At 74.5% G+C, this 22714-nt stretch carries 15 protein-coding genes and 2 pseudogenes; 5 read left to right on the top strand and 12 right to left on the bottom strand.

Annotated features, from left to right (window positions below):
• A partial coding sequence (locus ABD335_RS19865) for a hypothetical protein (protein WP_344325157.1) occupies positions 1-638 on the top strand: 638 nt, incomplete at its 5' end.
• Between the two features lie 121 nt (positions 639-759).
• On the opposite strand, the gene purH is transcribed toward ABD335_RS19865, so the two are convergent.
• Together purH and purN are read right to left on the bottom strand one after the other, a co-directional pair.
• Positions 760-2328 carry a bifunctional phosphoribosylaminoimidazolecarboxamide formyltransferase/IMP cyclohydrolase gene (gene purH / locus ABD335_RS19860; RefSeq protein ID WP_344325155.1) on the bottom strand — a complete coding sequence of 523 codons (1569 nt, stop codon included), beginning with the start codon at positions 2326-2328 and terminating at the stop codon, positions 760-762.
• Positions 2321-3031: a phosphoribosylglycinamide formyltransferase gene (gene purN / locus ABD335_RS19855; RefSeq protein ID WP_425583683.1), complete on the bottom strand. Its 711-nt coding sequence runs from the start codon at positions 3029-3031 to the stop codon at positions 2321-2323. Before purN ends, purH begins: the two co-directional genes overlap by 8 nt.
• Positions 3032-3224: 193 nt before the next feature.
• Here purN and ABD335_RS19850 point away from each other — a divergent pair, with 193 nt between their 5' ends.
• Positions 3225-4100, top strand: coding sequence for a chromosomal replication initiator protein DnaA (locus tag ABD335_RS19850; RefSeq protein WP_344325151.1), 876 nt, complete (start codon positions 3225-3227; stop codon positions 4098-4100).
• Between the two features lie 100 nt (positions 4101-4200).
• On the opposite strand, the gene ABD335_RS19845 is transcribed toward ABD335_RS19850, so the two are convergent.
• Complete coding sequence (locus ABD335_RS19845; RefSeq protein WP_344325149.1) at positions 4201-5502, bottom strand: cell division protein PerM; 1302 nt, start codon at positions 5500-5502, stop codon at positions 4201-4203.
• Between the two features lie 148 nt (positions 5503-5650).
• Between ABD335_RS19845 and ABD335_RS19840 the strand changes: the two genes are divergently transcribed.
• A complete protein-coding gene (locus ABD335_RS19840; protein ID WP_344325146.1) occupies positions 5651-6547 on the top strand; it encodes a hypothetical protein in 897 nt (298 codons plus the stop codon).
• 153 nt (positions 6548-6700) lie between these two features.
• Here the strand turns inward: ABD335_RS19840 and sucD are convergent, their stop codons facing one another.
• The 9 genes from sucD to ABD335_RS19795 all read right to left on the bottom strand — a co-directional run bounded on the left by sucD (position 6701) and on the right by ABD335_RS19795 (position 20984).
• Positions 6701-7585, bottom strand: a complete 885-nt coding sequence (gene sucD / locus ABD335_RS19835; protein ID WP_344325144.1) for a succinate--CoA ligase subunit alpha — start codon at positions 7583-7585, stop codon at positions 6701-6703.
• A 26-nt stretch (positions 7586-7611) separates the two neighbouring features.
• The gene (gene sucC, locus ABD335_RS19830; RefSeq protein WP_344325142.1) at positions 7612-8784 is read right to left on the bottom strand and encodes an ADP-forming succinate--CoA ligase subunit beta; all 1173 of its coding nucleotides are present in this window, start codon (positions 8782-8784) and stop codon (positions 7612-7614) included.
• Between the two features lie 267 nt (positions 8785-9051).
• Positions 9052-12018: an NHLP bacteriocin export ABC transporter permease/ATPase subunit gene (locus ABD335_RS19825; RefSeq protein WP_344325139.1), complete on the bottom strand. Its 2967-nt coding sequence runs from the start codon at positions 12016-12018 to the stop codon at positions 9052-9054.
• 1 nt (position 12019) lies between these two features.
• Positions 12020-14284, bottom strand: a complete 2265-nt coding sequence (locus ABD335_RS19820; protein ID WP_344325136.1) for an NHLP family bacteriocin export ABC transporter peptidase/permease/ATPase subunit — start codon at positions 14282-14284, stop codon at positions 12020-12022.
• Positions 14281-15087: a biotin/lipoyl-containing protein gene (locus tag ABD335_RS19815; RefSeq protein WP_344325133.1), complete on the bottom strand. Its 807-nt coding sequence runs from the start codon at positions 15085-15087 to the stop codon at positions 14281-14283. Before ABD335_RS19815 ends, ABD335_RS19820 begins: the two co-directional genes overlap by 4 nt.
• A gap of 269 nt (positions 15088-15356) precedes the next feature.
• The gene (locus ABD335_RS19810) at positions 15357-15596 is read right to left on the bottom strand and encodes a hypothetical protein (protein WP_344325130.1); all 240 of its coding nucleotides are present in this window, start codon (positions 15594-15596) and stop codon (positions 15357-15359) included.
• Between the two features lie 629 nt (positions 15597-16225).
• A complete protein-coding gene (locus ABD335_RS19805; protein WP_344325127.1) occupies positions 16226-17434 on the bottom strand; it encodes a VWA domain-containing protein in 1209 nt (402 codons plus the stop codon).
• Entirely contained in the window at positions 17431-19848 is a 2418-nt protein-coding gene (locus ABD335_RS19800; RefSeq protein WP_344325124.1) for a DUF5682 family protein, read from the bottom strand. The genes ABD335_RS19805 and ABD335_RS19800 overlap by 4 nt, the downstream gene beginning before the upstream one ends.
• On the bottom strand, positions 19845-20984 hold the full coding sequence (locus tag ABD335_RS19795; protein WP_344325121.1) for an ATP-binding protein: 1140 nt from the start codon (positions 20982-20984) through the stop codon (positions 19845-19847). The genes ABD335_RS19800 and ABD335_RS19795 overlap by 4 nt, the downstream gene beginning before the upstream one ends.
• 195 nt (positions 20985-21179) lie before the next feature.
• Between ABD335_RS19795 and ABD335_RS30865 the strand changes: the two are divergent.
• A pseudogene (locus ABD335_RS30865) lies at positions 21180-21440 on the top strand (SWIM zinc finger family protein); the annotation flags it as partial.
• Positions 21441-22294: 854 nt separating this feature from the next.
• Positions 22295-22714: pseudogene (locus ABD335_RS30860) on the top strand (hypothetical protein); the annotation flags it as partial.

The raw sequence follows: 22714 nt of genomic DNA, 5'->3' as shown, positions 1-22714 counted from the left end.
CGACCTCGGCGCGGCCCTCGGCGTCCGGTCACCGCATCGACCGTCCGGAGGAACCCGCCATGAGCAGCTCCGACCCGAACACCCCGAACGACCCGTACCGGAAGAACCCGTACGGCGAGCCCTCCTCCCAGCCGCCCGGCCCGCCCCAGGGACAGGGCCAGGGCCAGTCCTACGGACAGCCCTACGGCCACCCGCAGGCCCCGCCCCCCGATCCGTACGGCGGCCCGGGCGGCGGGCCGCCCGGAGCGGCGCCGAGCAAGGTCAACTCGTCCCGGACGATCTTCTTCATCGTCGGCGGCCTCCAGGCCCTCTTCTCGCTGCTGGCCATCGTCACCTTCGCCGCGGCGCAGAACGAGTTGGAGGACGTCTACGGCGACCTGGGCGTCGGCACCGGCGCCTACTACACGCTGTTCGCCGTGTTCCTGGTCCACGCGATCGTCGGCCTGGTGCTGGCCGCGAAGTTCCCGCAGGGCGGGAACGGCCTGCGGCTGGGGTCCATCGTCTGGTCCGCCGTCCTGATCCTGATCGGTCTCGCCGCGCTCCCGCTCGGACTGCTGTGGATCGTCCTCGGCATCGTCTGCATCGTGCTGCTGTCCTCGGGCGAGTCGGCGGCGTGGTTCAACCGCGTGCGGACCTGAGGCACCCGGTCCGGCCGCGCGCCGCGCGTCGGGCCCGGCGGCGGAAGGCCGCACTCCGCCGGGTGAGTCCGGCGGGGTGCGGCCTTCGGCGCGTTCGGGGCCGTACGGGCCCGGTGGGGGCTCAGTGGAAGAAGTGCCGCGTCCCGGTGAGGTACATCGTCACGCCCGCCGCCTTCGCCGCCTCGATCACCTGCTCGTCGCGGACCGAACCGCCCGGCTGGACCACGGCCCGCACACCGGCGGCCGTCAGGACCTCCAGACCGTCGGGGAAGGGGAAGAAGGCGTCCGAGGCCGCGTACGAGCCGCGGGCCCGCTCCTCGCCGGCGCGCTGGACGGCCAGCCGGGCGGAGTCCACGCGGTTGACCTGGCCCATGCCGACGCCGACCGTGGCGCCGTCCTTGGCCAGCAGGATCGCGTTGGACTTGACCGCCCGGCAGGCGCGCCAGGCGAAGGCCAGCTCGGCCAGCTCCGCCTCGTCCAGCGCCTCGCCCGCGGCCAGGGTCCAGGTCGCCGGGTCGTCGCCGGCGGCCTGGAGGCGGTCGGCGACCTGGAGCAGCGCGCCGCCGTCGATCGGCTTGTACTCCACCGGCGCGGTCGGCGCCTCGGGGCAGCGCAGCACGCGGATGTTCTTCTTCCGGGTCAGCACCTCCAGCGCCCCGTCCTCGTAGTCGGGGGCGACGACGACCTCGGTGAAGACCTCGGCGACCTGCTCGGCCATCGCCACCGACACCGGCCGGTTGACGGCGATCACGCCGCCGAAGGCCGACAGCGGGTCGCAGGCGTGGGCCTTGCGGTGGGCCTCGGCGACGTCCGCGCCGATCGCGATGCCGCAGGGGTTGGCGTGCTTGATGATCGCCACGCACGGCTCGGCGTGGTCGTAGGCGGCCCGCCGCGCGGCCTCGGTGTCCGTGTAGTTGTTGTAGGACATCTCCTTGCCGTGCAGCTGCTCGGCGTCGGCGAGCCCGCCGCTGCCGTCGCCGTAGAGGGCGGCGGGCTGGTGCGGGTTCTCCCCGTAGCGCAGCACGCTGCGGCGCTCGTAGGCGGAGCCCAGGAACTCCGGGAAGCCGGAGTCGTCGGCCGGGGCGTAGTCGCCGGCGAACCAGGAGGCGACGGCCACGTCGTACGCCGCGGTGTGGGCGAACGCCTCGGCGGCCAGCCGCTTGCGGGCGGCGAGGTCGAAGCCGCCCTCCTCGACGGCCTTGAGCACCTCGCCGTAGCGGTCGGGGTTGACGACGACGGCCACCGACGGGTGGTTCTTGGCGGCGGCGCGGACCATCGAGGGGCCGCCGATGTCGATCTGCTCCACGCACTCGTCCGGGGAGGCGCCGGAGGCGACGGTCTCCCGGAAGGGGTAGAGGTTGACGACGACGAGGTCGAAGGGCTCCACGTCCAGCTCCTCGAGCTGCCGACGGTGGTCCTCCAGCCGCAGGTCGGCGAGGATGCCCGCGTGCACCCGCGGGTGCAGCGTCTTCACCCGTCCGTCCAGGCACTCGGGGAACCCGGTCAGTTCCTCCACCGGGGTGACGTCCACGCCCGCCGCGGCGATCCGCGCGGCCGTCGAGCCGGTCGAGACGATCCGCACGCCCGCCGCGTCCAGGCCGCGGGCCAGCTCCTCCAGACCCGTCTTGTCGTAGACGCTGACCAGCGCACGGCGGACCGGGCGCCTGGTGCCCTCAGAGCCTTCAGTCATGACCGAGAATGACCTTTCTTCCCTCGATGCGGTAGCCGTGGCGGGCGAGCCGTCCCACGGTGTCGACGAGCAGCCGTCGCTCGACGTCCTTGATGCGCTCGTGGAGCGTGGATTCGTCGTCCGTGTCCCGCACCTCGACCACGCCCTGGGCGATGATCGGGCCGGTGTCGACGCCGTCGTCGACGAAGTGGACGGTGCACCCGGTGACCTTCACGCCGTACGCGAGCGCGTCGCGCACGCCGTGGGCGCCGGGAAAACCGGGGAGCAGGGCGGGGTGGGTGTTGACGAAGCGTCCGCCGAACCGGGCCAGGAACTCCTTGCCCACGATCTTCATGAAGCCGGCGGAGACCACCAGGTCGGGGTCGTGGGCGGCGGTGGCCTCGGCCAGCGCGCGGTCCCAGGCGTCCCGGGTCTGGTGGTCCCGCACCCGGCACACGAAGGTCGGCAGTCCGGCGCGTTCGGCGCGCTCCAGCCCGGCGATGCCGTCGCGGTCGGCGCCCACGGCGACGATCTCGGCGCCGTAGGCGGCCGGTCCCGCCTCGGCGACGGCGTCGAGCAGTGCCTGGAGGTTCGTACCGGAACCCGACACGAGAACCACGACGCGGGCCGGGGAGTGGGAGACGGACGAGTGGGAAGCGGAAGCCACGACGAGGCTCTTTCTCGGATGCGGGCGGTGCGGCTTTGTGTGGTCGTACGAGTTCATGGGGTGGCGGTTTCCGGGGAACCCTACGAAGCGGCCGACCGTCAGCAACGATACCGGCACACCGGCCGCCCCCCTCGGGACGGGGGGACGACGGCCCGGTAGCGTCTGGATACGCAACCGTGATACGGCAGGAGGCGGAGCCGGAGCGTCCGCATCGCGCCGGAACGACACCAAAGGGGAAGACACAGACCACATGACGGACCGACGCCGCCGCGCGGCTCCCGCACCTCAGACCGGCATCCCGACCGGCACCGTCTCGGTCCCGCTCCGGCAGCGGTGGTCTCCCTCCGGCGCCTTCCCCGGGGCCCTCTCCGACCCGGCCGTACGGGACGCCCGAACCTTCCGGAACTCCCGCGACGCCGCGGACGACAACCCCTTCGCCCCGCCGCCCGAGGACCGCCCGGAGCAGCCGTGGCGTCCCCGCCTCCCGAACGGCTCCGCCGCCTCGGGCGAGGAGCGCGACGGCGACGGGAAGCGGCCCGAGGGCTCCCCGCCCGACTGGGGCGGCCGGTGGAGCAGCCGCCAGCCGCGCCGCGACAACGGCGGCTTCGGCGGGAGCGGCCGTCCGGAGGGGTCCGACACCCGGGGCGGCGGGCCGGGCGGAATGCGCTGGGACCCGACCGATCCGGTCCAGCGGCGGGCGCGGTACGCCCTCCTCGCCGGCATGTGGGGCTTCTTCTTCGCCCTCTTCGGCTTCCCGTGGGTGGCGACCCCGCTGGGCGCCCTGGCCGTGTACTGGGGCATCGGCTCGCTGCGCGCCAAGCCGGGCACGGAGTCCGGCGGGGCCCGGGCCACGGCCGGGGACGTGGCCGGCACGGCCTCGCCGAGCGCGGCGGAGCCCCCGGCCGGCGGACGCGGTCACCGGCCGCCCACGACCGCGGCGGTGAGCGGGCTGGTCACGGGCCTGGTCGCGCTGGCGGTCATCGGGGCGCAGTTCTCGGTGCAGATCGTCTACCGCGACTACTTCGTCTGCGTGGAGGACGCCCTCACCAACTCCTCCCGCGAGGCGTGCGAGCGGCACCTTCCCGAGGAGCTGCGTCCGCTCTTCGGCGAGCCCGGGACGGAGTGACGCGCGCGCCCCGGCCGTGGGCGCCCACGGCCGGGGCGGCGTCGCTCGAAGCACCGCACGGAGGCGCGGAGGCGCCATCCGGGGCGTCGGGCTCGGAACGTCACGGCCGGGGCGGCCTCAGGCGCCAGGCGCGCAGGACGAGGGCCCCCGGCACGCCGAGGACCGCGGTCCAGCCCAGCGCGGCCGCCCCGGTCGCCGACCAGGCGGGGCCGACGTGCGCCAGGGCCCCCGTGCCCAGCGGCCCGCCCGCCCAGCCGGCCAGCAGTGCCATGGCCGCCCCGCAGCCGCACGCCGCCAGCCCGGCCGCGCACGCGGTCGACCACCGGTCCAGCGCGCACCGGCCCCGCTCGGGCACGGCCGCGCACGCCACGCCCCACGCCGCGACCAGCCCGGCCGTCAGCGGCACCGAGACCGCCAGCGCCCAGGTCAGGGGGGTGCCCTGGCCCTCCGTGGGGACCGCGGCCAGCAGCGGGAAGTCCGGCAGGCGCGGCAGGTCGGTCACGGCGGCCGGTGCCACCGTGCCGCCCCCGCCCAGCGTGAAGCCGGGGCCGAGGCTCCAGGCGGCGCCCCAGACGGCCGCGTTCGGCACCAGGGCCAGGGAGAGCAGCAGGACGGAGGCGTACCCCGACCAGGTGGGGGCGAGCGGCGGGAAGGCGGCCCGCTGCCCGGTGGCCACGTGCCACAGCAGGGCGCCCGCCGTCAGCAGCGCGCCTCCGGCGCACAGCGCGGCGGTCGCCGCGGCGGCGCCGCGCAGCGCCGCGGAGAGTCCGGTCCGGGTGAGCGCCGGCCGTACGGCCGGCGGTACGCGGGCCGCCACGCGCCGCGCCCGGTCGGGCGGGACCACGGGCCGGCCCAGCCCCGTCCAGCCTCCGGCCGCGACCGCCGCGATCACCACGAGGGGCACGCGCAGCGCGGCGCCCAGCGGGTCGACCCGGATCGGGCCGGAGCCGGCGTAGCCGGTGACGGCCGCCGCGACCAGCAGGTATCCGGCGCCGATCCAGCCCACGGCCCGCCACGGCCGGCCGCCGTCCGCCCCGCCGCGGACCGCGCCGCGGGCCGTGCGGTGGAGCAGCCACAGCGGCAGGGCGCACGGCAGCAGCGGGGTCAGTCCGACGGGCGCGGGGACGCCGCCGAGGGTTTCGGTGCGGACCAGCGGGGCACCGTGTGCCATCAGCCACAGGTCGGCGGCGATGTGGAGGGCTCCGCCGGGTCCGCCGTCGGGGTAGGGGGAGGTGATCCAGAGCAGCAGGACGACGACGGTGATCCCGGCCAGTCCCAGTCCGGCGGCCGTCGCGCCGTCCAGCAGACGCTCCCGGGACGGGACGGACGGAGGGCGGAGCGGCGCGGGAGACGGGGGGAGCGGTGCGGGGGGCGTCGCGTCGTGGCGGGTCACGGATTGCACGGCGACATGCTGCCAACAACGCCCGGTTCGCGCCGGTAGCAGAGAAACGACCGATGTGTCGCACACAATACGTTATGGACTTTTTCACACAGGGCATCCGTACGGAGTTCGTACAGACGTTCCAGGTGATCCACGGAAGGCGGGCGGCGTGACCGAGACAGTCTCCATCCCCGCCCCCGGCCCCAGCCCCGATTCCGCGCCCGCTCCGGAGCGGGCGCCCGAACGCGCGCCTCGGCCCGCGTCCGCCCCGTCCGTCCCCGACCCCACGACGGCGAGCGGACCGGCCGAGGCGTTCGACCTGCTGTACGAGCGGCAGGTGACGCCGCTGCTGCGGCAGGCGTTCCTGCTCACCGGCGACTGGCGGCGGGCCGAGCGGGCCGTGACGCACGCCTTCCGGCTGGCCTGGGAGCGGTGGCCCGAGGTGGCCGTGGACCGCGACCCGGCGGGCTGGGTGCGGGCGGTGGCGCACGACCACGCGCTCGCGCCCTGGCAGCGCCTCCTCCCCCGCCGTCGCACGCCCCTGGACGTCCAGGACGACGGGGCGGACGGCACGCGGGAGGACGACCGGGAGTTGCTGGAGGCGCTGCTGCGCCTGCCGCCCTCCTACCGCCGGACGCTGCTCCTCCACGACGGGCTCGGGCTGGGGCTGCCGGAGACGGCCGCCGAGAGCGAGGCGAGCACCCCGGCCACGGCCGGACGGCTGATGCACGCGCGCGAGGCCCTGGCCGAGTGCGTGCCCGAGCTGACCCGCGTCGCGCCCGGACCGCGCCGGGAGATGATCCGCTCGCTGCTGGAGGGCCTGGTGGCCGCCCGGCCCGTGCCCGAGGCCCCGCCCGCCCGCACGGTGCGCGACGGCGGCGAGCGGTCGGCCCGGCGCCGCACGGGCGCGGCGCTCGGCCTGACCGCGCTGGTGGTGGCGGTGACGGCGGTCACGGCGGTCACCGGCTCCGAGGGGTACGCGCCGCGGGAGGCGGCGCCGACCGTCTCCGTCCACTCCCCGGACCGGGGGCCGGCGGACGCCGGGAGGGACGACGGGGACGGCTGAGACGGGAACGGCCCGGAACCGGCGGCTCCCCGGAACCGGCGGCGCGGAGCCGAACCGAACCGAGCCGAGCCGGACCGGGTCGGACCGGGTCGGGACGGCCGCGGGCCCGCGCCCCCCGAGAGGCGCGGGCCCGCGTGGAACGGCGGTACGGCGTCAGCCGGCGAGCACCTCGCGCGCCAGCCGGGCGGTCTCGGACGGGGTCTTGCCGACCTTCACGCCCGCGGCCTCCAGGGCCTCCTTCTTCGCCTGGGCGGTGCCGGAGGAGCCGGAGACGATGGCGCCGGCGTGGCCCATGGTCTTGCCCTCCGGGGCGGTGAAGCCCGCGACGTAGCCGACGACCGGCTTGGTGACGTTGGCCTTGATGTACTCCGCGGCCCGCTCCTCGGCGTCGCCGCCGATCTCGCCGATCATCACGATCAGGTCGGTGTCGGGGTCCTCCTCGAACGCCTTGAGGGCGTCGATGTGGGTGGTGCCGATGATCGGGTCGCCGCCGATGCCGACGCAGGTGGAGAAGCCGATGTCGCGCAGCTCGTACATCATCTGGTACGTCAGCGTGCCGGACTTCGAGACCAGGCCGATGCGGCCCGGCTTGGTGATGTCGGCCGGGATGATGCCCGCGTTGGACTGGCCGGGGGTGATCAGGCCGGGGCAGTTCGGACCGATGATGCGGGTCTTGTTGCCCTTGGCGCACGCGTACGCCCAGAACTCGGCGGTGTCGTGGACGGCGATGCCCTCGGTGATCACCACGGCGAGCGGGATCTCGGCGTCGATGGCCTCGACGACCGCGCTCTTGGTGAACTTCTCCGGGACGAAGATGACGGTGACGTCGGCGCCGGTGGCCTCGATGGCCTCCTTGACGGTGCCGTAGACGGGTACCTCGGTGCCGTCGAAGTCGACGCTCGTGCCCGCCTTGCGCGGGTTCACGCCGCCGACGATGTTGGTGCCGGAGGCCAGCATGCGCCGGGTGTGCTTCTGACCCTCGGAACCGGTCATCCCCTGGACGATGACCTTGCTCTCCTTGGTGAGGAAGATAGCCATGGTGTGTTCGGTTTCCTCGTCCCTCGTTACTTCGCGGCCAGCTCGGCGGCGCGCTCGGCCGCGCCGTCCATGGTGTCCACCTGCTGCACCAGCGGGTGGTCGGCGTCGGTCAGGATCTTGCGCCCCAGCTCCGCGTTGTTGCCGTCGAGGCGCACCACCAGCGGCTTGGTGACCTCCTCGCCCTTGGACTTCAGCAGCTCCAGGGCCTGGACGATGCCGTTGGCGACGGCGTCGCAGGCGGTGATGCCGCCGAAGACGTTGACGAAGACGGACTTCACGTCCGGGTCGCCGAGGATGATCTCCAGACCGTTGGCCATCACCTCGGCGGAGGCGCCGCCGCCGATGTCGAGGAAGTTGGCGGGCTTGACGCCACCGTGCTTCTCACCGGCGTAGGCCACGACGTCCAGGGTGCTCATGACGAGGCCCGCGCCGTTGCCGATGATGCCGACCTGTCCGTCGAGCTTGACGTAGTTCAGGCCCTTGGCCTTGGCGGCGGCCTCCAGCGGGTTGGCCGCGGCCTTGTCCTCCAGGGCGGCGTGGTCGGGCTGGCGGAACTCGGCGTTGGCGTCCAGGGACACCTTGCCGTCCAGCGCGACGATCTTGCCGTCGCCGGTCTTGACCAGCGGGTTCACCTCGACGAGGAGGGCGTCCTCCTTGACGAAGACCGTCCACAGCTTCTGCAGGACCTCGGCCACCTGGTCGGCGACCTCGGCCGGGAACTTCGCGGCCTCGACGATCTCACGGGCCTTGGCCTCGGTGAGTCCCTCGGAGGCGTCCACCGGGATCTTGGCCAGGGCCTCGGGCTTGGTGGCCGCGACCTCCTCGATGTCCATGCCGCCCTCGACGGACGCCATGGCGAGGAAGGTGCGGTTGGCACGGTCCAGCAGGAAGGAGACGTAGTACTCCTCCGCGATGTCCGCGGTCTGGGCCAGCATCACCTTGTGGACCGTGTGGCCCTTGATGTCCATGCCGAGGATCTGCCGGGCCTTCTCGACCGCGTCCTCCGGGTCGGAAGCCAGCTTCACACCGCCGGCCTTGCCTCGACCGCCGGTCTTGACCTGCGCTTTGACGACCGCGCGACCGCCGAGTCGCTCGGCCACCTCACGCGCCGCCTCAGGCGTGTCGATGACTTCACCGGCCAGCACCGGCACGTCATGCTTGGCGAAGAGATCCCTCGCCTGGTACTCGAACAGGTCCACGCGCGTCCGTCCCTAGTAGTGGTATCGCGGTTCGTTGTCAGCGTGTGGGCGTGCCGCGTGGCCGCGACGTCTGCGGAGGCGCGCGGCATGTCCGCCTTGCAGGTTAGTCCCGTCGGTGTGCCCTGCATAAATCGCGGCTCACACCGGAGCGGTGACAACGGTCACAGACGGGTGCCCCCTCACGGCGGGGGGGTGAGACCCCGGTGAGGAGGGAGGAGGAGGGAATCCGCGATCGCCGGAGTCGTCCGGGACGCGGGGCGGCCGGGCTCATCCGATCTGTCGGCGGACCAGCTCGTGGAAGAGGCCGCCGGTGTCGGCGAGCAGCTCGGCGGGGGTGCCCTGCTGGACGATCCGCCCCTCCGCCATGACGATCACCCGGTCCGCGTCCATGATCGTGGACAGCCGGTGGGCGATCACCACGCGGGTGCAGCGCAGGGCCCGGGTGGATTCCATGACCACGCTCTGGGTCTCGTTGTCCAGCGCGCTGGTGGCCTCGTCGAAGAAGAGGACGCGCGGCTTGCGGATCAGGGCCTGCGCGATCATCAGCCGCTGGCGCTGGCCGCCCGAGACGGTGCCGCCCCCGTCGGACAGCACGGTGTGCAGACCCATGGGCATGGCCCTGATGTCCTCGGCCAGGCCCGCCATCTCGGCCGCCTCCCACACCTCCTCGACGGAGAAGGTCTCCGCGCCGCAGATGCACTCCAGGATCGAGCCGCTCAGCGGCTGGGCGTTCTGCAGCACGACACCGCACTGGCGGCGCACGGCCGCCCGGTCGAGCGCCGCCAGGTCCTGGCCGTCGTAGAGCACGCTGCCGGAGGTCGGCCCGTCGAAGCCGACGAGCAGCCGCAGCAGCGTCGACTTGCCGCAGCCGCTGGCCCCGACGATCGCGACGAACTCGCCCGGACGCACCCGGAAGGAGACGTCGTCGAGGACCAGCGGACCGTCGTCGGTGTACCGGTAGGACAGGTTCCGCACCTCGATGTCGCCGCTCAGCTCGCCCGGCGGGACGTCGCCGCCGCTCACCTCCGGCACCTCCCGCAGCACCGGCCGGAGCTGCTCGAACATCGGCAGCACGGCGGCGGCCGAGATGAGCGCGCCGGTGAGCTGCGTGGCCGAGGAGAGCATCATCGTCACGGCGGTGTTGAAGGTGAGGAACGCCGCGGCGGACATGGTGCCGCGGGCCGGGCCGGCCAGCAGCACGAACATCAGGAGCGTGCACAGCGGCAGGTAGACCGCGTTGAGCACCGCGACGGCGTTCCTGATCCGGCCGATGCGCCGCTGTAGTTCGCGGGTGCGGGCGAACTCCCGCGCCCAGGCGGCGTAGGCGAAGCTCTCGGCCGCGGCGACGCGCAGCTTGGGCAGTCCGCGCAGGGTCTGGAACACCTGGTTGTCGAGCCGGTGGCCGAGCCTGACGAGCTGTCTCTGGTAGCGCAGTTGCCACAGCCCCAGGGCCAGGAAGACCGCGGCGACGACCAGCAGCACGGCGATCGCCGCCAGCGCCATCGGCACGCTGTGGACGAGCAGCAGCACGAGGTTGACCGTCCCGACGGTGACCGACTGCAGGGCCACCGCGCCGATGCCGGACAGCGCGCGGCGGATGGCGCTGACGCCCATGGCCGCACCGGCCAGTTCGCCGGTGGAGCGGCCCGCGAAGAACGTCGTCGGCAGCCGCAGGAGCCGGTCCCACACCGCGGGCTGCAAGGTGGCCTCGATGCGGCCCTCCAGGCGCAGGATGGAGACGTTCTGCATCAGCATGAAGGCGCCCGAGACGACGCCGGCCGCGATGAGCGCCAGGGCGGTCTGCACGATGAGGCCGTTCTCGGCGTTCGGCACGTACTCGCCGAGCACCCGGCCGGTGGCGATGGGCACCAGCGCGCCCAGGGCGACCGTGACCAGCCCGCCCAGGAACAGCCCGCGCAGTTCCGCGCGGGTGCCGCGCACGCCGAAGCGCAACAGGCCGAGCGGGCCCAGCGGCCGGTCGGGCAGCGGACGGTAGAACATGACGGCGGTCGGCTCGACGTCGGCCCCCTCGCCCCGGCCCACGCGTTCGCGCCGGCCGGTGGTCGGGTCGACGGCCTCGTACCCGCCGCGCCGCCACAGCAGCGCGACCGGCGCCCCGTCCTTCCGGCGCCGGCCCACCAGGGGGCCGACGTCCTCCTGCCACCAGCGCCCGCCGAGCCTGACGGTGCGGGTGCGGACCCGCGAGGCGAGGGCGATGCGCTCGATCGGGTCCGCCCGGTCGGGGACGGGGCCTGCCTTCCCCGGTTCGGTGAGGGTGATGCCCGCCTTCCGGGCCACCAGCCGGCACGCGGCGAAGGTCGCGTCGTCGTCCGCGTGCCCGGAGCTCCCCCCGGACGCGGTCCGGGGGAGGGACTCCTCGCCGCGGCCGATGGAGGCCAGCAGCGTCCGGTCCGCCTGGGCGCGGGCGGCCTCGCCGGCCCGGATGCCGGCCGCCGTGCGGTCCTCGTGGGTGCGTTCGAGCTGCTCGATCCAGCGGTCCAGGGCGTACAGCAGCCGGTACTGCTGGTCGACCATGCCCTGCCACATCGCCGCGTCGACCAGGAGGGCGCCGGCCGCGGAGGCGTCGTACACGGCGCCGTACTGCACGCTGCCGGGGACGATCTGCATCCACAGGATGTCGTCGTCGGCCCCGTCCCACCCGGCGGCCTGCCCGGCGGCCTGTTCGACGGTGGCCGGACCGCCCGACGGTGCCTGGTAGAGCACCCGCAGGCCGCGGCCGATGCCGCGCGCGAAGGCGTCCTCCAACGGGCTGAGGTATCCGGGGTGGTGTCCGGGGGGTCCGGGCTGTCCGGCGTACTGCCCCGCCCAGACGCCGCTCCCCCAGGTGTCGTCCGGGGACGTCCCCGGACCCGGCCCCGGGCGCCACAGTTCGCGCAGTTCGATGCGGTGCAGCCGGCACCCCCGCAGGGGCCGGCCGACCAGGGTGTGCTCGGGGCCCTCGACCGGGCCCAGCAGCAGCGTGCCCGTCTCCAGCCGGCCCAGGAAGTGCCACGGGCCCGGCCGCGCGACACCGGTGGCGAACAGGTCCAGGGCGCCGTCCGCGACGAGCCACAGCACGTGCGGGCCCTCCAGGGACAGGCTGCGCACGTCCGTGCAGTCGATCGCCGTCCCCAGCCCGCCCAGGGCCGCGACGACGGGATCGGGCACCGGGCCGGGCCGGGCGCCGACGTCCGTGGAGTGGTACGGCGTGGGGTGGTACGGAGGGGAGGTCATCTCAGCGCTCCCTGACCAGCTCGGCGTACGGCCCTCCCGCGGCGACCAGGTGGTCGTGCCGGCCGCGCTCCACGACGGTGCCCCGGTCGAGCACGACGATCTCGTCGCTGTCGCGCACCGTGCTCAGCCGGTGGGCGATGACCACGCAGGCGCAGCCGCGGCGGCGCAGGTTGTCGATGATGGTCTGCTCGGTCACCGCGTCCAGGGCGCTGGTCACCTCGTCCAGGACCAGGACGCTGGGACGGCGCACCAACGCCCGGGCGATCTCCAGCCGTTGGCGCTGCCCGCCGGAGAAGTTGCGGCCGCCCTGCTCGACGCGGCTGCGGATGCCGCCGGGCCGACGGGCGACCACGTCGTGGACGGCGGCGTCCTTCAGGGCGGCGACGACGGCCTCGTCCGGGATGGAGGGGTCCCACAGCGCGACGTTGTCGCGGACGGTGCCCTCGAAGAGGAACACGTCCTGGTCGACGAAGGCCACGGAGGCCGCCAGCACGCTGCGCGGAATGTCCTCCAGCCGCATCCCGTCGATGCGGATGGTCCCCTCCCACGGGGTGTGGAGGCCGGATATCAGCCGGGAGACGGTGGACTTGCCGCTGCCGGAGCCGCCGACGAGCGCCACCTGCTGCCCGGGGCCGACCGAGAGCGAGAAGCCCTTCAGCAGCGGGGGGTCCAGGGGGCTGTAGCCGAAGGTGACGTTCTCCAGCTCCACGTGGCCCGTGAGGCGGCGGGCGGTGGGGGCGGGGTCGCGCCGCGCGAGGGCCGGGTCGACGGGGAAGTTCTCGACGTCCTTCAGCCGGGCGAGGTCGGCCGCGAAGTCCTGGATCCGTCCCGCCACGCCGTTGAGGCGGGTGATGGGCGCGGTGAAACCGGTCATCAGCGTCTGGAAGGCGACGAGCAGACCGACCGTCAGATGCCCCTCCACCGCCCGCAGACCGCCGATCATCAGGATCAGCGCGCTGTTGATCGTGGCCAGGGTGGGCGCGACGACCGCCAGCCACGCGCTGGGCACCCCCAGCCGCTGCTGCACGTCGAGGGTGACCGCGTGCTGCCCGGCCCAGCGGCGGAAGAAGCCCTGCTCGCCGCCGGTGGCCTTCATCGTCTCGATGAGTTGCAGCCCGCTGTAGGAGGTGTTGGTCAGGCGGGCGCTGTCGGCGCGCAGCTTCTGGGTGCCGGTGGCCCTCAGCCGGATCACCACGCGCATGGCGACCACGTTGAACAGCGCGACCGACACCCCGACGAGGGTGAGCTGCGGGTCGTACGTCCACAGCAGCGCCGCGTAGAGCGCCACCACCACGGCGTCCACGCCCGCGGCGGCCAGGTCCCGGGCGAGGGTCTCGGCGACCGTGTCGTTGGACTGGAGGCGCTGGACCAGATCGGCCGGGCTGCGCTGGGTGAAGAAGGCGACCGGGAGTCTGAGCAGGTGCCGCAGGAAGCGGGCGCTGCCCAGCGTCGAGGAGATGATGTGCCCGCGCAGCAGGTTGGCCTGTTGCAGCGCGGTGAGGGTGGCGGTGAGCACCAGGGCGGTCGCCATCGACGCGAAGAGCACGCCCAGCAGGGAGCTCTGCCCCCCGATGAGGAACGTGTCGATGTACGTGCGGCTCAGCGCGGGGACCGCCGCGCCGACGGCCACCAGCAGGAGGCTGGAGAGCACGACGGCGGACAGGGTGCCCCGGGTGCCGCGCAGGCGGGACGGCAGGGCGCCCATGACACCGGGTCTGCGTCCGCCGCGGCGGAACCCCTCGCCGGGCTCGAAGGTGAGCACGACCCCGGTGAAGCTGGTGTCGAACTCCTCCAGCGGCACGAACCGCCGTCCCCTGCCGGGGTCGTTGACGTGCACGCCGCGGCGTCCGAGGCGGCGGCCCATGCCGTCGTAGACGACGTAGTGGTTGAACTCCCAGAACAGGATGGCCGGGGGCCGCACCTCGGCGAGCGCGGCCAGGCCCATCTGCATGCCCTTGGCCTTCAGCCCGTAGCCGCGGGCGGCCTTGAGGATGTTGCCGGCGCGGGAGCCGTCGCGGGAGACGCCGCAGGCGACGCGCAGCTCCTCCAGCGGGACGAAGCGGCCGTAGTGGCCGAGGACCATGGCCAGGGCGGCGGCGCCGCACTCCACCGCCTCCATCTGGAGCACGGTGGGGGTGCGCACGGCCCGGGGCGTCCTGCCGCGCGGGACGGGCTCGGAACCGCGGGAGCCGGAGCGTCGGCGTCGGTGGCCGGCGGGCGGAAGCCGGTGGGGGCGGGTACGGGCGGAGTCCTGCGACACGGTCATGGGAGGAGCCATTCGACGGGGCGCTGGGCGGGGAGGTGGACGGCACCGGTGACCGGTGTCCTGGAGTCGACGGCGTACGGGGGCCCGTCCGCGGAGGACCAGGCGTAGCCGGACTCGGTGCTCTCGGAGCGCTCCAGCCTCACGAGCACCGCGACGGGGTCGCCCTGGCGGGTGAACCGCTCGGCGAGCGCCTCGTCGCCCAGGAAGGCACCGATCTGCCGCCGCGTCTGGGGGGTGCGGCCGACCTGGGCGACACGGCCGCGCAGCACCCCGTACTCCGGTTGGGGGACGGACTGGACGGTCAGGTCGACCCGGGCGCCCTCGGGGATCGTCGCTCCGCTGTCGGCGGGCACGTAGACCATGGCCACCAGCGGGTCGTCCGGGCCCTCCACGCGCTCCACGGTCGCCACGTCCGCGCCGGTCTCGACGACCGATCCGACGCCGGCGAGCAGTGCCGTCACCCGGCCGCCGGCCGGCGCGCGCACGGCCCGGTGGCCCTGGTCGGTGCGGACCTTCAGCAGGGGCGCGTTCGGGGGGACCAGCCGCCCCTCCTCGGCGAGGACCTCGGTGACCTGCCCGGCGATCGGGCTCTGCAGGACGTAGCTGCCCCGGGGGTGGGTGAGGATGCCCGGCGCGCTCAGCTTGGCGGACACCGATCCGGTGACGGCCCAGTGGCCCGCGAGGAGCATGACGACGACCGTGACGGCCAGGACGAGCCGGCCCTGTGGGCGCGCGAAGCGCACGGGCAGGTCGAGTTCCTCCGGCGACTGCAGCTTGGAGAGCGCCTTCTCACGGAACTGCACGGAACCGCTCCTTCGACTGCGTTGCTCCGGGTCGGCCGGGAGTGCCTCCGGACGGGGCCCCGGGGAAGAGTGCCCCTCGGGGCCGCGTCCGGGGTGGCGTCCGGGGGCGGCGCCGCCGCACGCGGACGCCGCCCGACGGCCGATCCGGCACGGGACCCGGACAGCCGTGAACCCCGGAACCAGGGGGAGCTCCGGGGTTCGGGGTCCCGCGGCGCGTGTCCGCGGAACCGTACGGCGTCCGGGGGGAGAGCCCGGTGCGGGTGTGGCGGTCAGAGACCGGCGACACCGGCGTTGGTCTGCACACCGGTGATGCCGCTGACGCTGCCCGGGACCGCGCCGGCGATGCCCGTCGCGGCCTGGACCGTGTTGAGGGAGGTCACGGCACCGACGGCACCGTTGACGTCGGCGAGCACGGCACCGGCCACACCGCCGGAGATGCTGACGACACCGCCGGAGACGGCGTCCAGCTCGGCGTCGTCGATCTCGCGGGTCTCGAGGTCCTCACGCATGAGGGACTTTCCCTTCGTTCATCGGAATGTTCCAAAGCCGTGGGCGGATTCGCCGCGAAGCGCACCGGCCACTCCCACGGCAGTCCGACACCCGAAACCCGGTCACCATTCGCTCGACCGCCGTGGTGGGCAAGATGAAAACACGTCCGCGACTTGTCTGGCCAATCCCCCGAAGGCTTTACCAGGACATTGCCACAATTCGAGCCGCGGGCCGCCTGTTTCCCTCTTCAAATGGTTTCACTTTCTTCACGGATGCGGACGACGGGCCTCCGCATACCGCATTCTCCGCAGGACGAACCGGATGTTCTCCGCAGAACTCCCCGAGGAACATGTCGGGTATGTCGAGCTGTGGAGAAATGGGGAGAACACCGGTCGCACACGGTGTGAAAGTTTTCCGAGCACGGCGTCCGACGGCGCCCCGGCCGCACCGACCGACACACGGCTCGCGACACTGCGTGATCGTCCGAATACTCCTCGAATATCCGCGTCCCGGCGGAGCCGGGACGCGGATATTCGAGAAAGGGCCGGGAAACCCCGTTTCGAGGTCCGATCAATTCCTTGCGCAGCCGGAATGTTTTCGCGAGGTCTCCGAATTCCGTCACCGGCCGTTCACAACGTTCCCCGGGCGATCACTCCGCGGGTATCGGCAGGGGCCGCTTCTCGATCGCCGCCGCCATCACCTCGGGGAAGTGGTCGGGGGTGCAGGCGAAGGCCGGCGCGCCGAGCGCGGCCAGCGCCGCGGCGTGCTCGCGGTCGTAGGCGGGGGCGCCCTCGTCGGAGAGCGCCAGCAGCGTCACGAACTGCACGCCCGCGCTCTTCATCGCGGCGACCCGCTTGAGCATCTCGTCGCGTATGCCGCCCTCGTAGAGGTCGCTGATGAGGACGACGACGGTCTCGGCGGGCCGGGTGATGCGCGACTGGCAGTAGGCGAGCGCCCGGTTGATGTCGGTGCCGCCGCCGAGCCGGGTGCCGAACAGCACGTCGACCGGGTCGTCGAGCTGGTCGGTGAGGTCGACGACGGAGGTGTCGAAGACGACCAGCCGGGTGGAGATCGACCGCATCGAGGCCAGCACGGCGCCGAAGACGGAGGCGTAGACGACCGAGGCGGCCATGGAGCCGGACTGGTCGATGCAGAGGACGACGTCCTTCTTCACCGCCCGGGAGGCCCGGCCGTGGCCGACGAGCCGCTCGGGCACGACCGTCCGGTACTCGGGCAGGTAGTTCTTCAGGTTGGCCCGGATGGTGCGGTCCCAGTCGATGTCCCGGTGGCGGGGGCGGTGGACCTTCGCGGACCGGTCCAGGGCCCCCGTCAGCGTCGACCTCGTCCGGGTGGCGAGCCTGCGCTCCAGCTTCTCCACGACCGTGCGGACGACCGCGCGGGCGGTCTCCCGGCTGGTCTCGGGCATCGCCTTGTTGAGCGAGAGCAGCGTCCCGACCAGGTGGACGTCCGGCTCCACCGCCTCCAGCATCTCCGGCTCCAGCAGCAGCGCGGACAGGCCCAGCCGGTCGATGGCGTCCCGCTGCATCACCTGGACGACGGAGGTGGGGAAGTAGGTGCGGATGTCGCCCAGCCAGCGGGCCACGCTCGGCGCCGACGCGCCCAGTCCGGCGGACCGCCGCCCCGAGCGGTCGTTCCGACCGCCCTCGCCGCCCCCACCCCCGTAGAGGGCGGCGAGGGTGCGGTCCATGGCCGCGTCCCGTCCGGTCAGCGCGCGGCCGGTGCCGTCGGCCTCCTCCCCGCCGAGGACCAGCCGCCAGCGCCGCAGCCGCTCGTCCGCCGCGCGCTCCCGCGGAGCCGTCTCGGCCGGTGCGGCCTGTGCCGTGGTCGGGTCGCTCATCGTGCGGTCACCGCCTTCCGGGCCGCTCCGGCCCGCTCCTCCGTGGTGTCGGTGGCTGCCGTGCCGGCCGGATGCGTCCCCAGCAGCAGCCGCAGGGTCGGCAGTACGGCGTCGGCCCTCTCCCCGTCGAGTCCCGCCCCGAAGCCGGCGGCCGTCTCCCACTCCGCCGCGCCCGGCCCGCCCGACCCGCCCGGGCCCGCCGCCGGGCCGCGCCGGACCAGTTCGCCCACCGTGCGCCGCACTCCCGGCTCGTACGCGGCGAACGTGCGGCGCAGCAGCGGCAGGACGTCCGTGAAGGACTCCCCCGGTATCCCGGTCAGCCAGGCGTCCACCAGGCCCAGCAGCCGTTCGTCGTGGACGAGGAGCATGCCGCCGCCCGCCAGGAACCCCTCGACCCAAGCCGCCGCGTCCGCGGGTTCGGTGCCCGGGGAGAGGGCGAGGCCCATCAGCCGGGCCGCCTCGTCGTCCCCGAGCCGGCCGTCGTCCAGCAGCAGCCGGGCGCAGCGGCCCCGGACCAGCCCGGGGACGCGGTCGCGCTCGGCGAGGGTGCGCAGCACCGCCCGCCAGCGGGTGAGCGACTCCTCGCGTTCCAGCAGGACGATCGCCCGGTGCGCGGCGTCCACGTGGCCGCGCATCTCGGCCGCCCCCTCGGCGTCGAGCCCGGCGCAGGCGGGCGGCAGTCCGACGCACACCCGCTCGGCGATCCCCTCGGCGACCTCGCGCAGCGCGGCGGCGTCCGTGCCGCGCACGTCGCCGTAGCGGACGGAGCGCACCAGCGCGGGCAGGGCCTGGGCGAGGTGGCCGACGTCGGCGTCGAGGGCGGCGCGGTCGGCCAGGGCCCGCATCACCGCGGGCAGGGCGTCGCCGAGTCCGGCGAGCAGGCACCGTTCGGCCAGTTCGGTGACCTCGACCAGCGTCTCGGCGTCGCGGGCCAGCGCCTCGGCCTTGGCGGTGGCCGCCCCGAGCACGGTGGTGCCCCACACCCCCGCCTCGGCGACCCGCACCGACAGCTCGGGCCGCCAGCACAGCCGCCAGGTCTCCCGGAAGGTGCCGGTGCCGCTCGTCCGGTCGCGCGCCGGCTCGCCCCAGTCGACGCCGAGCAGCCGCAGCCGGTGCAGCAGTCTGCTGCGGGCGGCGTCGTTCTCCCCGCGCAGGTCGAGCTCCAGCTCGCGCTCGCCGGCCTCGGGCTTCAGGCGCAGCGACTTCCGGGTGCGGTCCAGGTCCCGCTGGAGGGGCACGGCCGGCGCGTCCTCGGGCACCTCGCCCAGGACGTCGCCGACGACCAGCCGGTCGTGGACGAGGGCGAGCGGGACGTCCGAGCCCTCGCACATCACGGCCCGCACCGCGTCGATCGTCTCGCCCAGGCCGGGGAGCGGACGCCCGCGCAGGGCGGCGAGGGTGTCCGCCAGCCGGACCGCCTCGATGACGTGCGCCGACGACACGGCGTGGTCCTCCTCGCGCAGCAGCCGGGCGACCTTGGTCACCCACCGCTCCACGGGCCGGTCGGGCGCGGAGAACAGGTGCCCGTACCAGCCCGGCGAGGTGATCCCGGCGCCGTAGCCGCTGTGCCGCGCGAGCCGCTCGTGGGTCCACGGCACCCAGGTGATCTCGGTCTTCGCCTTCGGCAGCCCCTTGAGGAGGTGCCGGTCGGCGGCGACGGTCGTCCTCGCGGTGAGCGCGGGCACGTGCCAGGCGCCGCAGACGACGGCCACGCCACCGTCGCCGAACTCCTTGCGGGCCTCCCGCAGCCGCAGCCGCATGTGGGCCTCGCGCACCGCGTCGCGCCGGTGGCCCGTGCCGCCGGGGGAGTCGCCGTGCGTCTCGCGCAGGGCGGCCATGGCGTCGGCGAGGACGGCGAAGGGCGCGCAGGGGTCGGCGGAGAGGCCGCCGCGGTGCTCCACGACGTCCTCCCACCAGCGCTCGGGGTCGTCGTGGCCGGCCGTCTCGGCGAGCACCCGCAGCGGGTCGACGCGCACCCCGTCCGGCTCGGGCTCCCCGTCGCCGCCGCCGTCAGCGCTGTCGCCACCGCCGCCGTCACCGCCGCCGTCACCGCCGTCACCGCCGGTGGTCCCGGTCTCCAGCAGCAGCGCGTGGGCGGCGGGCAGGTCGAAGAACCGCACCGGCACCCCGCGGGCCAGCGCCCAGCGGATGGCGACCCACTCCGGGGAGAACTCCGCCAGCGGCCAGAACGCCGCCCGGCCCGGCTCGTCCACCACGTGGGCCAGCAGCGCGACGGGCGGACGCATCTCCTCGCGCGCCGCCAGCGCCACCACCGCGTCGGCCTCCGGCGGCCCCTCCACGAGCAGCACCTCCGGCTCGCGGGCCTCCAGCGCCGCCAGCACCGCCCGCGCCGACCCGGGACCGTGGTGGCGCACGCCCAGCAGCAGCGGGCCCGCGCCCTCCACGGCCGTCACGCGCTCACCTCGCGGCAGGCGCGGTAGAAGTCCTTCCAGCCCTCGCGCTCGCGGACGACCGCCTCCAGGTACTCCTGCCAGATCACCCGGTCGGCGGCCGGGTCGCGCACGACGGCGCCGAGGATGCCCGCGGCCACGTCGCCCGCGCGCAGCACCCCGTCGCCGAAGTGGGCGGCCAGGGCCAGGCCCCCGGTGACCACCGAGATGGCCTCGGCCGTCGACAGGGTGCCCGAGGGCGACTTGAGCCTGGTGCGGCCGTCGGTGGTGACCCCGTCCCGCAGCTCGCGGAAGACCGTGACGACGCGGCGGATCTCGTCGATGCCGTCGGGGACGGCCGGCAGGTCCAGCGAGCGGCCGATCTGCTCCACGCGCCGCGCCACGATCTCCACCTCGGCCTCGGGCGTCTCGGGCAACGGCAGCACCACCGTGTTGAAGCGGCGGCGCAGGGCGCTGGACAGCTCGTTGACGCCCTTGTCCCGGTCGTTGGCGGTGGCGATCAGGTTGAAGCCGCGGACGGCCTGGACCTCCTCGCCCAGCTCCGGGATCGGCAGCGTCTTCTCCGACAGGATGGTGATCAGGGTGTCCTGCACGTCGGCCGGGATGCGGGTCAGCTCCTCGACCCGGGCGATCATGCCGTCGGCCATGGCCCGCATGACGGGGCTGGGCACCAGGGCCTCGCGGCTGGGGCCGTTCGCCAGGAGCCGCGCGTAGTTCCAGCCGTAGCGGATGGCCTCCTCGGCCGTTCCCGCCGTGCCCTGCACCAGCAGGGTGGAGTCGCCGCTGACGGCCGCCGCCAGGTGCTCGGAGACCCACGTCTTGGCGGTGCCGGGCACCCCGAGCAGCAGCAGGGCCCGGTCGGTGGCCAGCGTGGTGACGGCCACCTCGACGATGCGGCGCGGGCCGACGTACTTGGGGCTGATCACCGTGCCGTCCGGCAGCGTGCCGCCGAGCAGGTAGGTGGCGACGGCCCACGGCGACAGCCTCCACCGTTCCGGGCGCGGCCGGTCGTCCACGGCGGCGAGGGCCTTCAACTCCTCGGCGAAGGCGTCCTCGGCGTGGGGCCGCAGAGCGGCCGGTGCGCTGTTGGTGACGGTCACGGTCTCCCCCTCGCAGGCGGCTTGGCGCGTTTCGCCCATCACCTTGCACGGCACCACTGACAATCCGGACCGGCGTGACGTTCACGCAGGTCAGAGCGGTGCGAGGAAGATTGTCAGTGGTGGCTCGTACGGTCGTCCACATGCTGCATCGCACAGAGAGCGATCTCGTGATTCCGGTCTGTGAGAGCAACTGCGACGAAAACCACGCGTCCGTGTGGGGAGGGCCGAGGACACATGAGCACGGGGGAATCCCGCTGGACGGCGGAGCAGGTGCTGGCGCTCGCGCCTGACGCGGCGTCTCGCAAGGCGGGGGCCGAACTGGCCGCGCCCGGGCCCTGGTCCGACGCCGGAGCGGGGCGGGGCGCGGTGTGGGGGCGGTGCAAGGGCAGTGGAAGCAGGCCGTACCAGACGGTGGTGGACGTCGCCGGCGGCAGCGCTCCGGGGTACCGGTGCAGCTGCCCCAGCCGGAAGTTCCCCTGCAAACACGCGCTGGCGCTGCTCCTGCTGTGGTCGGGGGACGTCGAGACGGTGCCGGAGGCGCCGGAGTCCGTGCCGGAGTGGGCCGAGTCCTGGCTGAGCGGACGCCGGCGTCGGGAGGAGGAGAAGTTCGGGAAGGCCGCCGCCCGCGACGGGGAGCGAGCGGCGGCCCCCGCCGACCCGGAGGCGGCGCGCCGGCGGCTCGAACGGCGGGCCGCGCGGATCGCGGCGGGCGCCACCGAGCTGGAGCGGCGTCTGGAGGACCTGCTGCGCGGTGGCCTGGCCGGCGCCGAACAGTCGGGGTACGCCGTCTGGGACGAGATGGCCCGGCGCATGGTGGACGCCCAGGCGCCGGGGCTGGCCTCGCGGGTGCGGGAGCTGGGGTCGGTCCCCGGCTCCGGCCCGGGGTGGCCGTCCCGGCTGCTGGAGGAGTGCGCGCTGCTGCACCTGCTCGACCGGGGATTCCTGGGGATCGACGGGCTGCCGGAGCCGCTGGCCGCGACCGTGCGGTCCCGGGTGGGGCTCACCGTGGAGGCGGCCGAGGTCCTCGCCGACCGCGACGCGGTGGTGCGCGACCACTGGCTGGTGCTGGGCCGGTACGACAGCGAGGAGGGCCGGCTGACGGCCCGCCGGACCTGGCTGCACGGGCTGCGCACCGGGCGGCCGGCGCTGCTGCTGTCCTTCGGGGCGGCCGGACGGGCGCCGGAGCTCGCGCTGCCGGTCGGCTCCTCGATGGACGCCGACCTCGCCTACTACCCGGGCGCACGACCGCTGCGCGCCGCCCTCGGCAAGCGCCACGCGGCGCCGGAGCCGGGCGGCGTCCCCCCGGGGGTGGGGGTCCACGACGCGCTGGCCGCCTACGGGGTCGCGCTGTGCGGCGACCCCTGGCTGGAGGGCTGGCCGGTGGTCCTGGCCGACGTGGTGCCCGTACCGGTCGGCGAGGGCTGGCAGCTGGCCGACGCCGAGGGCGACTCGGCGCTGCCGGTGGCCGTGTCGGAGGGGACGCGCGCCCGGATGTGGCGGATCGCCGCCGTGTCGGGCGGCGGGCCGGTCACGGTCTTCGGGGAGTGCGGGCCTCGGGGCTTCACCCCGTACACCGCCTGGTCGGACACGGCGATCCCGCTCACCGTGACGGATGTCGGAGGAGGTGCCGCATGAGCTGGGGCGAGTTGGTGGGCGCCGCGCTGCTGGGCGCCGAGCGGCGCACCCCGCCGGGCGGCTCGGTCACGGCGCTGCTGGACGCCGCCGCGGTGGAGACGGTGCGGCGCCGGGCCGGGCTGCGGCCCGCCGCC

Origin of the sequence: Streptomyces macrosporus (genome assembly GCF_039533145.1) — a bacterium.
In the GTDB taxonomy this organism is placed as follows: Bacteria; Actinomycetota; Actinomycetes; order Streptomycetales; family Streptomycetaceae; genus Streptomyces; species Streptomyces macrosporus.
The sequence above is the reverse complement of the archived record's forward strand: the minus strand, read 5'-3'. Positions and strand labels throughout refer to the sequence as shown.